This is a genomic window from Trichormus variabilis 0441 (assembly GCF_009856605.1).
GTDB classification, from domain to species: Bacteria; Cyanobacteriota; Cyanobacteriia; order Cyanobacteriales; family Nostocaceae; genus Trichormus; species Trichormus variabilis.
This window is the reverse complement of sequence record NZ_CP047242.1, coordinates 5,067,388-5,083,529: the sequence shown is the minus strand read 5'-3', so window position 1 is coordinate 5,083,529 and position 16,142 is coordinate 5,067,388. Positions and strand designations below refer to the sequence as shown.

Here is a 16,142-nt window from a genome sequence, read left to right as displayed (position 1 = left end):
ATAATTCTTCCCCCTACTCCCCCTCATCTCAACATCTAAGTACGTGATGTAAGCTATTTAATAATTCCTTGGCTGTAAAAGGTTTGGGTAAAACTTGCTGCACACCTATCATGGCTGCTTGCGCCACTGTTTCTGTAGAATTGATCCCACTACTAGCAATAACTTGTACCTTTGAGTTCATTTTTTTCAAAGTGCGAATGGCTGTGATACCGTCCATTTCTGGCATCATCATATCCATGAGAACAGCGCTAATACGATGTTTGTGTTGGGCATAAAGTGCGATCGCCTCAATACCATTACAGGCGGTAAGAATTTTATAGTTAAACTTTTCGAGAATCACCTTGGCAATTTCGCAAATTGGTGCTTCATCATCGACAACTAAAATTAATTCACCGCTACCCGATGGTGTTTCTATTTCTTCTATCGTTAAATCTGGCGTTGCTGGAATTGCTGGCAAGAACAGCTTAAATTGGCTACCTTGACCAACTTTGCTGGAGACCTTGACAAAACCTCCATGACTTTTGATAATTCCCAACACAGTTGACAGTCCCAAACCCGTACCTGCTCCCACCTCTTTTGTCGTAAAAAATGGCTCAAAAATTCTATTTAAGATTTCTGGAGGCATTCCTATACCAGTGTCAGTGACTGTCAGCTGAATGTAGTTGCCAACTTGCGCCTCTAAAATCATGCTGGCATAGGTTTCATCAATAAAAATGTTTTCTGCTGTAACATTGATCTTCCCACCATTGGGCATGGCATCACGAGCATTGACGACAAGATTCATCAACACTTGGTGTAATTGAGTGACATCCCCACAGACTGACCACAGTGCTTCGGGAAAGCTACTGATAAATTCAATTGACTTGGGAAACGTCTGTTTACCAATCAGAATAATATCGGTAATTAAGTGTTTGAGTTGGACTATTGTCCGTTCTCCTTTAAAACCGCGTGCAAAGGATAACACCTGCTTGACTAAACCTGCTCCCCTTCTGGCGTTGCTTTCCACAATCTCTAACAGGTGTTGAAAAGATGTACTGCCTACCATAGGTGTTCGTCCTTGCTCGTCGGGAAATTTGACTTTCAGGAGTTGGGACGCTGCCAAAATGGGGGTCAAGATATTATTCAAGTCGTGAGCAATACCACCTGCAAGGGTACCCAGACTCTCTAATCTTTGAGCGCGGAAGAACTGTTCTTCTAGTTGTTTTTTTTGGGTGATATCGGTATCAACAACTAAAATTGATTTGGGTTGCCCAGCTGCATCACGCATTAGTGTCCAACGGCTTTCCACAATAACTTCCTTGCCAGATTTAGTCAGTTTTTGCAACTCACCCTGCCACAATCCCAACTCCATAACAACATTGAGAGCTGCTTCATGCAGGTGAAATGAAGTTTCAGAATATAGTAATTCTTGGGTATTACGGCCGATAGCTTCCTGTTGTGACCAACCATACAAGCGTTCTGCACCTTGATTCCAAAATAAGATATTGCTTTGTAAGTCTCGAACAAAAATGGCATCAGTGGCTATTTCTAGTAAAGCTGCTTGCTCACGAATCTTCTGCTCTGCTTGTTGGCGTGAGCGTAGTGCAGCTTGCTGTTCACTAATATCGGCAAAGGATGTAACTACTGCATAAGGAACCGTTTCATTTTCCCGACACAAAGGTTGAGAATTAATCGAAATCCAGCTTATTTGTCCGTCTGGCTTGTGAACTCCCATGACCACATTAGAGCAGGGTTTGCCTGTGCGTAGCGTCTCCATTGCTGGATGCTGTTCACGAGGAAACGGAGAGCCATCTTCATGAATAGTCAGCCAACGCTCATCAACACAGGTACGTTCTAATATTTGCTCTCGGCTTAACCCTAAAATTCTCTCGGCACTTGCATTACAAGCAATAATTTGGCCATCAGTATGTAGCAAAACAATACCCTCACTCATAGCTGTCACCACTGAGCGATAAAGTTCCTCACTTTCCCGTAGGGATGCCTCTGCTTGTTTGCGTTCGCTAATATCTCTAGTAGTGCCAATCATCCTGATTGGTTTACCCGCTTTGTCATAGTAGACTTGACCCTTACTATTGAGCCAATGAATGCTGCCATCATTCCAGACAGTCCGATATTCGATAGTAAATGGTATTCCTTGCTCAATGCTGTTCTTGGCAGACTGAGAGAACTTCTCTCGGTCTTCAGGATGGACTAATTGCAGGAAGTCTTCAGGACTGGGACATAAAGTTGTACTTGGCAGACCATACAGTAATCCCATATTGGCAGACCAGATGGTTTCATTGGTCAAAAGATACCAATCCCAGATACCCATGTTGGCGGCTTCCAAGGCTAAATTTAATCTTGCCTCACTCTGTCGTAGCGATTCTTCTGCCTGTCTGCGTTCGGTAATATCTCTGCCTACTCCTTGAAACTCAACAACCTCCCCAATGGTATTTTCAATGCCGATAATATTCCACTGAAACCAACGTATACCACTAGGTGTTAATACAGGCTGCTCGCTAATACTGATTTGATAAGGTGGTGATTTGAGGGCTTGGAAATATTCTTTTGCTTGAGGGATTTCATCTTCAGGGAACATCCACTCAAATATTAGCTGACCAATTAACTCATCCATTGGCTTGCCAAAAATTTTGCAAGCTACTGAATTAACAAATGTCAGTCTCCCTAAATTATCAACACGCAAAATTACCTCATTTTGCAGCTCAACTAACTGGCGATACAGTTCCTCACTTTGCTGTAAAGCTTGTTCTGCCCGTTGAACCTCAACAATGCCTCGTTGGCAAACCTTCCTCAATCCCAGAAATTCGTCGTGATGTTCCACTTCGTTGAGAGGGTTACGAGACGGGTAGCGTAAAAATTCTATCTGTTGTGCTTGTTGTAAGGATTGCAGACAGTAAAAGCTTTCTAATTGATGCAATCCTTGCAATAAGCTAGTTGCACTCACAACCCCTATTAATTGCTCTCTACTGTTCAAAACTGGCAAATGGCGAATCTGATGGTGATTTAATAAGGACAAAGCTGTAAAAATATCTGGGGAGTTTGACATTTTCATCGTGATCACTGGTTGTGTCATCACCTCAGATATTTTTAAATCTGATAAATCAAATTTTGATGCAGCCAACCTGACTAAATCCCGCTCTGTAAAGATTCCTAAGATATTTCCTGCCTCAACTACTAAAACATAGCTAGTTTGTTTTGAATTCTTATTGCTATAAGTTCCCGATGAGTTTAAGCTGATGAATGGTGGACTATTACCTTGTTGATTCATCAATCTAATAGCATCAATAACATAACTATCAGGAGCGATCGTTAAAGGATGACGATCGATCAAATGATATAAATTATGTAAGTCAATCGGTAGCTCGTTGAATGGCATAGTTAATTCGTCAATCTTCATTATCTTATTGACCGCAAAACGAGTTAGCTAAACTGATAGTGAGTAAAATTTCAATATTAGGTTTTAATTGTGATTTGCTTGGGTTAAATAGCAATATCTAAGAAGAAATTGCAATATAGTAAGACTAGACAAACAGACTATTTTATGCGTTCAATGATTTGGTCGGATGGGATGTTGGTGTGATATCGTGGGTCTTCAAAATTATTCTATTGGCAAATCAGTAGTAGGTGATCTCCGACTTTAAAAAGATTATCGTAATTGATGGCTGTGCTATGCCAATTAGGCTGAAAAAATGGAAATTCATTTTTCTAATGGTAATAGTAGTGTTTATATATGTGTTGATTGATTCTCTAGATTGAAATAAATTCAATACTGCTAAATACCCCAACATCAACATTTATCGAGTTTTAATTACTAATATCAAAGGGTTTTATTTGGTGGTGATCGCTACCAAGTATTCAATAGAGATGCTGCACAGCAACGTCTGTACGTAGCAGTTTAGTTCTCAGTCCACAATTCCCTGCTTCCCTGCTTCACTCCATTGCTTGAATTTGCTTATTTGCCTGATTCTGCGCCCTGAGCATCGCCTGTTTTAATGGTTGTTGTCCTAGTAAGGCACTGACAAATTGATTATCAAAATTGTTCACAATTGGGGCTGGGTATTTACCAACCTGCCAGGGTGTAGCATCATCAACACCGGCAACTAAAGGCGATCGCAAGGGATCTTGCTCATATCCTAGTTTTTGGGATACTGATTTGCGTGTAGGTAAAGCAAAGCCTGTACTTGTCCATTTCTGCATTCCGGCTTTACCTGTGAGATAGGAAATTAACTCCCATGCTTCAGCTTTATGCTGTGATTGCTTACTCATGACATAGGCAACAGTGAATACCATTGTGCCTTTTTTTTGATTAATCGTTGGTAATTGTGCAGTTGCAAACTCCAATTGCGGAAAGGTTTCTTGTAAGTATGGAATTGCCCAATTACCTTCAATTACCATTGCCACTTTCTCCTGACCAAACATTTCGCTACCTGAGTTTGTCCCTACGTCAGATTTTTGAGCAGATGATTTATCTTTTTGATACTGGTCTATCACTAATTGCAATCCCCGTAAACCAGCTTCACTCGCAAAGGTAGCATGACCATTTTGATTGATAACTTCTCCACCAAAAGCTTTAATTTTGTAAACTTGGCGAGCTAATTCCGGTGCTTCCCCAAAGCCATACTTGTTGAGTTTACCTGTTAATTTTCGGGAGTAGGTGCGTAATTCTTGCCATGTCGCAGGGGGGCTGCTCAAACCAGCAGCAGCAAAGGCTTTTTTGTTATAAAACAGCGCCAAAGTGGAATAGTCCTTAGGGAAACCGTAAATATGGTTCTGGTATTTAAAGCTATCTAGGAGATTGGTTTCAAAGTCACTTAAGTCAAATGCGGGAGTGATGTAACTTTCTAATGGTTCCAGCACATTCTGGCTCATCAAAAAAGGAGCCTCCAGAGCATCCAAGTAGAAGACATCAGGGGCAGCTTCTCCAATCAAGCGGGTTTTGATCACGTCCATGTATTGGTCAGAAATCACCTCGTATTTGACCTTGATCAGAGGATGCTGTGCTTCAAAGTCTTGTAAAACCTGTTTCAATAGTTTTTGCTCAACCGGAGAACCACCCCAGCCACTGAGTTTAACAGTGACTGGGGCAGATGCTGAAGGCGAACTCTGTATTTGCCAACTATGGTAAGCAACAATGGCGATCGCGATCGCCATCACTAATCCCAAAAATTGCCACCAACTTTTTTTCATCGCCAGAGATAGAGGATAGGGAAGAAGCAGGGATATGGGAAAGATAACTACTGACTACTGACTATTGACTAAAAAACTACAGGTATCTACCGCTATACTATCGCTGAAGTCTATTACAAGTGACATGGTGCGGTTTTTTTTCACAGCAGTATTACTATTACTATTAGTGGGTTGTAATAATATTGGCCTATTGCCGACTAGCGAGTTAGTGCAGAGAGCGATCGCACTCCAGCTAGAGCAAACCCAAGAAAAACTTAATCAACAGTTAGATTTAAATTTCCAAGGCTTTCAAATTAAACGCCTGAAGATTCGCCAGGAACAACCCCTGACAATTCAAAATCTTCCCGCCTTCCGAGTTCTGGGAACTTATGACTTAATTTTCCAGTTACCCAAGAGACAGTTAACCAAACTGCAACAACCCTTTGATGTTTACCTCCAAATCCAGCAAGAAGGTAAAACTTGGCGATTGCTACTTCCAGATAAGACCAGTAAAGATACGCAACCAGTTTGGCATAGTTATCTCATCCCATAAATCATATATGCAACTGGAAAAAGCATCACAGACTTTTCTGTATAAATCCTCCAGCACAGCCATGATGAAACTAATTCGTAATTTGTCATAGCCTGCCTATGGCAAGACTATCAGGACTTATGCAACTGGCACAATAGTAGGGTGCGTCAGATGCGGAAAATCCTCTAATGTGTACGAAATTATTGGGGCTGACGCACCCTACAGTTACTTTGATTATGACACTTGCGTAAGTATTAACTATTACAAAGTAGTTTCATTGGAGAAATGGCTATATGTATGTAAATTTTTTTATTAGTTCTATTGCCGGAATTGTCATTACAGTATTGCTAGCTTTTAGCGTATTGCAATGGTTTCATGTACCTGCGGGTAGCTTCCTTGATTGGGTAATTGGAGGGGCGAGTTTTTGGTGGTTGTTAGTCATTGTGACTGTACCGTGGAATATTCATTTTCAAGCTAAACAAGTTTTAGCTGAAGCAGCACAGTCTAGAGAAAAAGAAATTCCTGTGGATGAGCGACAAGTGCGATATGTCCAAGGATTAGCCAAGCGATCGCTGTGGGTGGCTTTGGCTTTACACTTATTCTCAGCTATTGGTCTTTATCTCCTCGCCGCCACAGGTATTAGTACTGTAGGTTATATCAGTTCTGGCGCAGCTTTATTATTAACAATCCTCAGACCGGCAATTCGTGCTTATGAGTATATCTATGCACGACTAACAATGATTAGCCAAGAATGGAAATATCCCCGCGAAGATATAGTAGAACTCCGTCATCGCTTTGTTGAATTAGAACAGAAAGTCCAAGTTTTGGAAGACCAATTTAACCTAGAACAGCCCTATTCTTTAGCAGCCACACAACAACGCTTTGGTGAAGAAACCCGTAGAGATTTAGCAAAAATCGCCGCCAATTTAGAAGAATTACGGGCTACAAATCAAACTGAACATGAGCGATTATCTAGGGAAGCCAGAAATGCGATCGCCCAGCTTTCTACCGATGGACAATTCCTCGATCATGTACGAGAAATCATTCGCTTTTTTAAGACAGCTTGAGACTAACTGGCGATCGCTTTTATGCAGTTATATTAAACTCCGCTAATCTCTACCAATCTCTCGCCTGCTTGTAGAAGCCTCAATGCGTCCGGTAGTGTAACACTCAGAATCTCTTGCAAACGAGCATTTGATGTATTACCGCAGGTTAGCCAGATGATTTTTGGTGGCTCTCCTAAGCGTTCTACTAAGTCAACAAAATCGCTGTCTTTGGTGATGAAGATAACTCCTTGAGCTTTTGCTGCTTCAAAAATCTCCAGGTCTTCAGCATCCCTCAAGCCAATGTCACGCAATGCCAATGCTGTAATCCCAAATGTGTTGTTAATCCAGGTAGCAATCACCGGCGACAGATGTGCATCAATCCAAATCGTTGTCATGCCGTCAGGATGGGATGATTTAATTTACGAGCAGCGTAAGCGAGTGATGCTTTCAAATCATCCATCTCTAAATCGGGCATTTCTGCTAAGATTTGCTCGGAGCTAAGTCCCGCAGCTAACAAATCAAGTACATCTGATACCCTAATTCTCATACCACGAATGCAGGGACGACCACCACACTGTTTAGGGTTGACTGTGATTCTTTGCAACAAGTTTGACATTTAGATTCAGACTCCACAAATAATTACTTCCAGGGTGGTGTAAATTCATTTAAACTTGTACAGCTTGCCGTATTTCTATCGGTTCACCAGTCAAACTAAAAGCGCGAACTTCGTTAATTTTCACCTTGACTAATTGCCCTTTTAGTTCATTAATATCTCCCTTGAAGAAGGTGAGACGATTACCGCGTGTGCGTCCCATGACTTGGGTTTGATCTTTGGGGTTTTGTTCTTCTACTAAAACTTCCTCGATGCGCCCCATGTAACGTTGCGATCGCTCGGCTGCTTTCACGTTCACTAAATGGTTTAATCTTTGTAGGCGATCGCTTTTGGTTTCTTCACTCAGTTGATTTTCCCATAAAGCTGCTGGTGTGCCGGGACGGGGTGAATAGGCGGCTGTGTTTAATTGGTCAAAGCCAATATCATCCACCAGTTTCAAAGTATTCTCAAACTGTTCCTCTGTCTCTCCTGGGAACCCAACAATTGCATCAGCACTAATGGAAGCATCTGGCATATATCTACGAATTGTGTCGATAATCCGGCGATATTTCTCCTGAGTGTAACCCCGTGCCATCGCTTTCAATAGTTGGTTATCGCCAGATTGAAAAGGAATGTGGAAATGTTCGCAAACTTTGGGCAACTCTGCACAAGCTTTAATTAGTCTCTCCGTAAAATAACGGGGATGGCTGGTAGCAAATCTGATTCTTTCTATACCTGGCACATCATGGACGTAATACAGTAAGTCTGTAAAGGTGTGTAGGTGTCGTCCTTCTGGTGTCGCACCCGGTAAATCTCTACCGTAAGCGTCAATATTTTGACCAAGTAGGGTGATTTCTTTGTAACCTTGCCGTCCTAATTCTTCCATTTCTGCACGAACGGCTTCCGGTGTACGAGACTGTTCCACACCGCGCACGTTGGGAACTACACAATAAGTACAGCGTTCATTGCAGCCATAAATCACATTTACCCAAGCTGTCACGGTGCTATCTCGCCGCGCCTGGGTGATATCTTCCATAATATGGACGGCTTCAGTAGCAACGACTTGATTACCCGCAAACACCGACTCCAGCAAATCTTTGAGACGGTTGGCGTGTTGTGGCCCCATGACTAAATCTAGTTCTGGTACTCGCCGTAGTAGTGCTTCGCCTTCCTGTTGGGCAACACAACCAGCTACAACTAAAGTTAAGTCTGGTTGTTCGTGTTTGCGCTTGGCTTGTCTGCCGAGGTAAGAATAGACTTTCTGTTCAGCATTATCCCGAATTGTACAAGTATTGTAGAGAATCACATCTGCATTGTTGGGATCTTCGGAAAACTCAAAGCCCATGTCTTCTAAGATGCCAGCCATGCGCTCTGAGTCGGCTTTATTCATTTGGCAACCAAAGGTAGTGATGTGATAGCGGCGGTTAGAAGTGGTCATGGGCAATTATGCTTAGTTAGCTGTATGTTAAATATGCTTTGTGTTCTTCTCTATTTACTCTAGTGATTGTCGAGCAACTTTAACAACCCCCAAGCTGTGAAAATTATCGCAGAAAAGCAGAGGACAGGAGTGATTGATTAGTTTTTCATCCCCAGAATTGTGTATTATACAGACGAAAAATGCTGCAATGAACGTTGTAACTGTTTTTGTTGCAGTTTGGCTTTCCATTCACGAATTGCCATTGCAGTTCTAGTTACAGATGGGACGTATTTCTCGGAAGTTTCTACTTTTGTTTGGCGCTTATTACTTAATGGTTGGCTAGTCAGACAATCACTAAAGTTGGGTAAATCCCTTTCTTTATTCAAAGCCTCAATGACATCCTGTGGTTTTTGGAAACGCTCATCTAAGGAAAATTTCACCATTTTGCGAATAATTTTGGCGAAATCATCACTAACTTTTACGTATTTATGCCAACATATTTCCCCAGTTTTGCTGTTATTTTCCATTTCTAAAGGTGCTTTGCCAGTTAACAGATAAATACAAGTCATACCCAAGGCGTAAATATCACTGGCATAAACTGGACGTAAAGAAAACTGCTCTGGTGGTGCAAATCCCGTTGTCCCCACGAAGTTGGTGTGAGCATTTTGACTAAATGAACTTAGACCCACATCAGATAATTTTTCCTTAACTGCACCAAAATCTATTAATACTATGCGGCCGTCGTCTGCACAACGTACTATATTTTGCGGTTTAATATCTCGGTGAATTACTTGATTTTGATAAAGATATTGCAAAATTGGCAGTAATTCTAGCAAAAATCGTTTAACTTCTGCTTCTGTCTTTATACCATGATGTCTGACTTCTTGTGACAAAGTATAGCCCCGCACATATTCTTGGACTAAATACAGTTCCCCGTCGCCTTCAAAGTAGTTAAGCAGCATGGGAATTTGCGAGTGGCTACCGAGTTTAGCGAGAGTTTTAGCTTCTTTTTGAAAGCGCTGACAGGCATTTTGCCAGCTTTTAGCACTAGTAACTTTAGGGCAAAGCTGTTTAATTACACACAAAGGATTTCCTGGTAACACCGCATCTCCAGCTAGAAACGTGATCCCGAAACCGCCTCTACCTAATATCCGCAATATCTGATAGCGATCGCAAAATAGCTCTTTAGAACCACACATTTGCGCTAGCTGATTCTGCTGCAAATTGTACTGATGTAAATTAGTAATATTTCCCGAAAAGCGATTCATAGCCTAACAATAGCTACTTTGTGATGTTATCAATCTAACCACAAAAGTTTTTCTGTGCCAGTAGCATTACGGCAACTTTGCAAAATTAATATTTATTGGGTAGTGGAGAGTCTGACAAGTGTAGGTTTTTTATAAAGCTATGAGTAATCACCATAAAGCTCAGGATATCATCATAGTTTTATTAACCTTTACATACCAATCCTGTAAAATTTCATACTAGACTCTCCATTGCTGCTTACGGCACTTCAATCGGAATTAAAGTATCTTCTGGTAAATATTTACTAAAACGTCCCTCATCAGCAAGTACTAGAATTAGCCGCAGAGGATAATCTGGCGGAACTTGCAAATCTGCCCAGGGTATCGCCACTTCTAAACAATTTTCTAAGGCGACTTGAGCGCGGCTGAAACGGGGATGCCATTGATAATTTTCTGCTGCTTCCCGAAACTGAATTGATTGGGTCAGCAAGTTAATTTCCAAATGATGATGGAATAGATAATTAAGTGGGGCTGTGTCCGGCACATCAGCTAAAGGAATCGGACTATTGTGCATTGTTCGATCTGGATAAAACCACAACAGGTTTAACTCTGGGGGCAAACCATGTCCAGGGGTAACACCGCTTTTAAAATCTACTCGCAAATAGAAATTCAGGTGATCTACCCCATACCATAGGCGCTGAACTATGCTGCTGTTGTGCATTGTCCCCCTCGCCCCACCAATTTCTATCCGTCCAGCTTTGTCCCAATCTTGCTCATCTCCTCTGCCATCAATTACAGGATGAATGAAGCCTTCAGGAGAATGATCTGCTCTGGCTGCATGAACCTCCACTGGATTCTTGAGATATGCGGGTATGGGTTCATTCAAAGCTTTATAGATGCCACACAAATGTTCTCGAAACAATTGGTCAAAAATGGCATCTTGATTTGAGGAATGTCCTTCACCAAACCACCAAAACCAGTCTGAACCTTCGGCAGCATATAAAGCTTCCCAAGCTTCGGGGTTATTTTCTTCTGTTGCTTCGGGATGATTTGCCAACATGATTCTCGCTTCGGTGAGGTAATCCCAAGCCCGGTTTTTGGCAGGATCACCAATCCAGGTGGTAAAGCTACCATCAACCCAAGAACCGCTATGTAGTTGTTCTGCGGGAATAGTGGCTGTGGCGGGAAATTCCTCGATAAATTCGGAGACGGTAACGAGTTTGATATGGGATTCGTTACTTAAACTTTGATATAAAGCTTCTAGGAATGGTTTGCCATCTTGGGGGTAAAATTCCCAGCAGTTTTCGCCATCTAAGGCGATAGTCACTAACCAAGGCTGTTCGCTTGGCCGTTCTCGTTGCATTTTGGCGATCGCTTGTAGGTGTCCCACCAGGTCAGCGGCTGCCTGTTTGGCGGGCATTGCCCCATAGGTAAAGCCTATTAAATCTGATAATCTGTGGTCACGGAAGACAATTGCCAAATCTCCGGCTGGAGTTGCTAGGCGATAAGGTCGATATAACAGTTCTGGCTGCTGTACATTCCCTGCCCCATCCCGATGAAAGAAGTGTTTCAGTGTCCACCCTAAGACTGCTTCATCTGAGCAAATCCACTGAAATCCTTGTTTGATAATATACGGTAATATATCTGGACTAACTGACTGTTCGGACGGCCATAAGCCCTTGGGTTCCTGCCCAAATCTTTCTGTATATAGTTCCCAAGCTTTTCTCAAATGACGAGGAATATCTTCTGACCACTGAAACCGGGACTCAGGTAATGCCATATTTGGCACAGCCACCCGACCAGAATTAGTGTCAGCTAACAAAGGCAAAATCGGGTGAGTGTAGGGCGTGGTGGTAACTTCTAATTGCCCAGATTCCTGCATTTTCCGGTGCTGAGGAATAATGCGGCTGAGAATATCACGTTGTTTGGAATAAATGCGCTGGCGATCGCCTAAGGTAAAGTTACGCCCCTGCTGTAACCAAGCCGCAATTTCTGGATCATCCCAAAACAGTGGGTCTATCCATGCCAAATTGTGCCACGCCAACAAGTCGCTGTAATCTGCTAATTGCCAATTCGCCAAACACCAAGCCGGCCCTTTTTCCTGCCTTTGATAGTACAACTCGGCGTAACGAGGGTGAGGGTCAATCAAGGTGTGGTGATTAGCATCAAAAAAGTGCTGAATGATAAACTCTCGTTGTTGCTGAGTCAGTTGCTCAGTTGGTGTCAGACTGGCTTTGAGGTAAGGGTCAAACGCTGTACCAGCAATATAATCTTCCAGTTGCAGAATTAAGGAAGGAACTAAGTTTACTGTTTGATGTAATTTTGGATACTTTTCCAAAATTAGTATTAAATCTAAATAATCTTTTGTACCATGTAAGCGCACCCAAGGCAGGCGATATTGCTGACTAGAAGGCACGGAAAGGCTGCTACCAGGAGATTTATACAATGGCTGATGTTGATGCCAAATAAAAGCAACGTATAGCGGATGAGTCATAGGGTCTTAGGGATTGGGTGTTGGGGATTGGGTATTGGGTATTGGGTATCGGGGATTGGGTATTGGGGATTGGGTAAATTGCCTCTTTCCTAATCCTCAGTCCTTACCTAGTCCCCAGTCCCCAGTCCCTATTCCCTAAATTACCTGTTCAACTTCGGCAATTTCAGGAATCATTTCCCGCAGACGGCGCTCAATACCCATTCTCAGAGTCATGGTAGAACTAGGACAAGAACCGCAAGCACCTTGTAAACGTAATTTAACAATAGGCCCATCGAGTTCTACAAGTTCCACGTTACCACCATCAGAAATTAGATAAGGGCGCATTTCATCTAAAACAGTTTCCACGTTGTCAATTGTTAGTTCCATTGCTTGATACCTAGTAAATTAACAAAATTTGTGAGATACGAAACATTTGGCATCGGCTATTTTGCCTTTACCTATTTTTCTATATCCCACACAAAGTTTTATTTTGCAGCTTGATTAAATCGATCCTAGATCCAATTGCTGCCAAATTGTGTTTTATTCTCGGTTGCTTCATGCGATAGTCATGAACACATAATATTCCTACATAGCAAATCTGTGATTGCTTGTAGGGGTATAGGGGTTTATGGGTATAGGGATTTATGGATATGGGAATGTAAATGTTTAAAACCCTCATACCCTTACACCCTCACACCCTTACACCCTCACACCCTTATACCCTTACACCTAATCCCTGAGTACATAAGTCCTAGACTTAACCGATGCACTCAGCATCAGCGTCGTTAGAGGAAAGCATGACTGGCTGTTGGTATAGAGGTACGGTAAATGTGACTGTCGAACCAAGTCCCTCACCAAGACTGTAAAAATGCACTTCGCCACCCATCGTCTCTACAAGTTTTTGGGATATTGCCAGTCCCAAACCTGTACCACCATACTGACGAGTACGGGAACCATCTACTTGAGAGAATAATTGAAATAATTTGTCTTGCTGGTCTAAGGAAACACCAATGCCTGTATCGGCTATTCTGACTCTCACCATACCAGGAAAGTGCTGTTCTTGGAGTTTCCCTTTTTTCAGGACAACGTCGGCAGAAACGGTAATACCACCTTCGTGGGTAAATTTAATCGCATTCCCGACTATATTTAACATGACTTGTAAAAGCCTTTGGTAATTGCCTTGCACAACGATTTCATCGGAGGTTGGTGGCAATTGCATCCGGAAACTGAGGTTTTTGACTTCTGCTTGTGGACGCATAAAGTTATCTACATCAGAGAATAGCTCTTCCAGCTTGATGGGAGCGCACACCAACTCCATTTTGCCAGCTTCGATTTTAGCTATATCTAAGATGTCGTTAATAATGTTGAGTAGATGTAAAGATAATTGATGAGCTTCCGATAAAAACTGGTTTTTTTCTTCGACATCGTCTGCCATACCTTCTAAAATCAGCTTGAGGAAACCAATCATCCCATTCAAGGGGGTGCGGATTTCATGGGAGACATTAGCGAGAAACTCACTCTTGAGGCGGGAAGCTTCTTCAGCTTTTTGTCGTGCTGCTTCTAATTCTTTATATAAGGTAGCATGAGCGATCGCTGTTCCCAACTGATCTGCTACTTCTTTAGCTAGTTCTAATTCGGCATTGGTTAAGGGATAACATTCATGCCGTAAATTGATCGCTATTAAGCCATTAGCTTGGTCTTGGTAACAAGTGGCTACTACTAAAATTTTCTGTTGTGGGCAAAGTTTATAACCAGGAACTTCCATAATGATTGGTTCCAAGGTTGTCAACGCCTGAGCAAAAGCTGGTTCAGAAGTCACATCTATTTCTAAACCCAGCATGGAAGGACGATCTGGTTGATGATATTCGGCAATTACTCGCACTTTAGAGCTAGAGGGCTGGTAAGGACAAATAATACAGCGCTCTAGCCTGAGTGCTTTACCTAGACTGTCAACTGTTTGTTGCCAAATAACGTCTAAATCTAGTGTCCGGCGAATATTTCTGGTAATTTTATTTACCAATCTTTGGTGTTGCTGCGATCGCGAAGCTAGGTCTGTTTGTGTAGGGGTGGTAATTGCTACATTGACCTCTTGGTTATTTACTTTAACTTGTAATAACCTTCCCATTACCAAGACCGTCGTGGCAGCAGTTCCCAAAGGTGGAATAATCGGCGTGATAGCCAGTTCCAACTCAAATAGATTTTGATGACAGCTAAACCAGCAAGAGAACTTTTCTGGAGCTAAGTTAGCCATGACATAGTGCAGTCTCTTCATGTAAGAAACTTTGTCCAGTGGGACAAAAATTTCCTGTCCATTACCATCGCATACTATTTGCTCTTGGTTGAAACCCAAAAGTTCACTTTTCTGCCAATAAAAAGACAGGTAACGCCCCACCCCATCCTGCACATATACCAACTCAGCGCCGAGGGTTGCTAATAATCCATCAGCCTTGTGGTTCATCGATTCTAGATTTTGGGGAAATCTATTTGGTAATTGGGAATTGGCAGTAATAGTCATTACGTTGAATCGAGTTGGATGGACTAATGGCAACTCAAAACAGTCTTACTAAGGCTGGGCAAAGCTTGGCGTAAAATTTGACCAATTTTACATACTGAGTATTGCGTATTGTAACTGTTCTGGTATTTAGATTGACAAACTTTACATTTTTAGGCTTTATCTTTACAGCCTATTTATGAAAGTTAATCGTTCCATTCTCCACGAGGCGGGACTGGCACGCGATTGGGACTGCGTGTCAGTTCATCATCTCTGAGAGCTTCACCCCGTAACCATTGACGAATGGCTACTTCAATCACTTTGCTGGGGTCGTTAGTTAGGTGCTGAATTTGCTCCAATAACTCCGAATCCAGTTGGACAGCGATTTCTACCTTATCGGCTTGGATTGAATCCGCATCGGTAGCTCTTTCTTTCATATTCATAGGTTTATATACTCAGAAACTGTCTTTTCACAAGCTTTATAAAGCAGTTGCATTGACTGTTCGGGTATTTTACTGACAAATATTAAAAGTTTATAGTTACATAGTTCCCCGAAATTTCACTAAACTAACAGCATTCAGATAGCCAGTGGCAATTTTCATTGAACTTTCTAGACAATGAAGCTAGAAGTTTTGTCAGTAAACCAGAGATTCCGAGCAAATACGGGTGGTATTTGCCCATCATATCTACACTATGTACTTATATATATTTATTGTACGCTTCAGGTTGATGAATACTGGCAGAGAAAAATAGACTTTATAGAGATTCTTAAAAAGTCTGTGAGTAATCTTTAAATTCGGACTAGGATTTGGGGAAGAAGGGGGTCGCAAAAGCGTAGATTTTTGATAAAGTAATCAGTGGCAACTGTAATATCCCGGAAATAATTCAAGTTTTATCAACTCTTAAACTATGCTACTCCTTTAAATTGCAGCATAGAGAAATTCTGTTTGGTTTTTGAATGCTCATGCTCAAGGAGGTAAGCGCGATCGCTCAATTTAATTCTAGAAGCCTCATGCTCCTACCTCGGCTTGATGACAAAGCGTCAAAAAACACAGTTATCGGGGATTTCCAGAAAATACATTATCCAATGTTGATAGCAAAGACGATGAGAAGATGATTTCTCCCTCTGCTCCCCCCGAAATTCTGATCCGAGGAAACCTGCGCTCAGACTTCTCTCTGCT

12 protein-coding genes are annotated in these 16,142 nt (G+C 42.0%); 2 read left to right on the top strand and 10 right to left on the bottom strand.

Going from position 1 to position 16,142, the window contains the following annotated elements:
• Positions 1-28: 28 nt before the first annotated feature.
• Entirely contained in the window at positions 29-3,397 is a 3,369-nt protein-coding gene (locus tag GSQ19_RS20960) for a PAS domain S-box protein (RefSeq protein WP_011319784.1), read from the bottom strand.
• A gap of 533 nt (positions 3,398-3,930) precedes the next feature.
• Entirely contained in the window at positions 3,931-5,187 is a 1,257-nt protein-coding gene (locus GSQ19_RS20955) for an ABC transporter substrate-binding protein (RefSeq protein WP_041456239.1), read from the bottom strand.
• Between the two features lie 124 nt (positions 5,188-5,311).
• On the opposite strand from GSQ19_RS20955, the gene GSQ19_RS20950 reads away from it, so the two are divergent.
• Together GSQ19_RS20950 and GSQ19_RS20945 are read left to right on the top strand one after the other, a co-directional pair.
• Complete coding sequence (locus GSQ19_RS20950) at positions 5,312-5,719, top strand: hypothetical protein (RefSeq protein ID WP_011319782.1); 408 nt, start codon at positions 5,312-5,314, stop codon at positions 5,717-5,719.
• 272 nt (positions 5,720-5,991) lie between these two features.
• On the top strand, positions 5,992-6,765 hold the full coding sequence (locus GSQ19_RS20945) for a hypothetical protein (protein WP_011319781.1): 774 nt from the start codon (positions 5,992-5,994) through the stop codon (positions 6,763-6,765).
• A gap of 32 nt (positions 6,766-6,797) precedes the next feature.
• Here GSQ19_RS20945 and GSQ19_RS20940 read toward each other — a convergent pair whose 3' ends face one another.
• The 8 genes from GSQ19_RS20940 to GSQ19_RS20905 all read right to left on the bottom strand — a co-directional run bounded on the left by GSQ19_RS20940 (position 6,798) and on the right by GSQ19_RS20905 (position 15,404).
• Positions 6,798-7,139 (bottom strand): DUF5615 family PIN-like protein, encoded by a 342-nt coding sequence (locus tag GSQ19_RS20940; RefSeq protein ID WP_011319780.1) that lies wholly within the window; start codon positions 7,137-7,139, stop codon positions 6,798-6,800.
• Positions 7,136-7,360 carry a DUF433 domain-containing protein gene (locus GSQ19_RS20935; RefSeq protein WP_011319779.1) on the bottom strand — a complete coding sequence of 75 codons (225 nt, stop codon included), beginning with the start codon at positions 7,358-7,360 and terminating at the stop codon, positions 7,136-7,138. The genes GSQ19_RS20940 and GSQ19_RS20935 overlap by 4 nt, the downstream gene beginning before the upstream one ends.
• 49 nt (positions 7,361-7,409) lie before the next feature.
• Positions 7,410-8,774, bottom strand: coding sequence for a tRNA (N6-isopentenyl adenosine(37)-C2)-methylthiotransferase MiaB (miaB, locus tag GSQ19_RS20930; protein WP_011319778.1), 1,365 nt, complete (start codon positions 8,772-8,774; stop codon positions 7,410-7,412).
• Positions 8,775-8,938: 164 nt separating this feature from the next.
• A complete protein-coding gene (locus tag GSQ19_RS20925; RefSeq protein ID WP_011319777.1) occupies positions 8,939-10,021 on the bottom strand; it encodes a serine/threonine-protein kinase in 1,083 nt (360 codons plus the stop codon).
• Between the two features lie 235 nt (positions 10,022-10,256).
• On the bottom strand, positions 10,257-12,491 hold the full coding sequence (locus GSQ19_RS20920) for a glycoside hydrolase family 57 protein (protein ID WP_011319776.1): 2,235 nt from the start codon (positions 12,489-12,491) through the stop codon (positions 10,257-10,259).
• Positions 12,492-12,626: 135 nt separating this feature from the next.
• On the bottom strand, positions 12,627-12,857 hold the full coding sequence (locus tag GSQ19_RS20915; RefSeq protein ID WP_010995481.1) for a NifU family protein: 231 nt from the start codon (positions 12,855-12,857) through the stop codon (positions 12,627-12,629).
• A gap of 370 nt (positions 12,858-13,227) precedes the next feature.
• Positions 13,228-14,985 (bottom strand): ATP-binding protein, encoded by a 1,758-nt coding sequence (locus tag GSQ19_RS20910; RefSeq protein WP_011319775.1) that lies wholly within the window; start codon positions 14,983-14,985, stop codon positions 13,228-13,230.
• Between the two features lie 182 nt (positions 14,986-15,167).
• Positions 15,168-15,404 (bottom strand): hypothetical protein, encoded by a 237-nt coding sequence (locus GSQ19_RS20905; RefSeq protein ID WP_011319774.1) that lies wholly within the window; start codon positions 15,402-15,404, stop codon positions 15,168-15,170.
• Positions 15,405-16,142 lie beyond the last annotated feature (738 nt).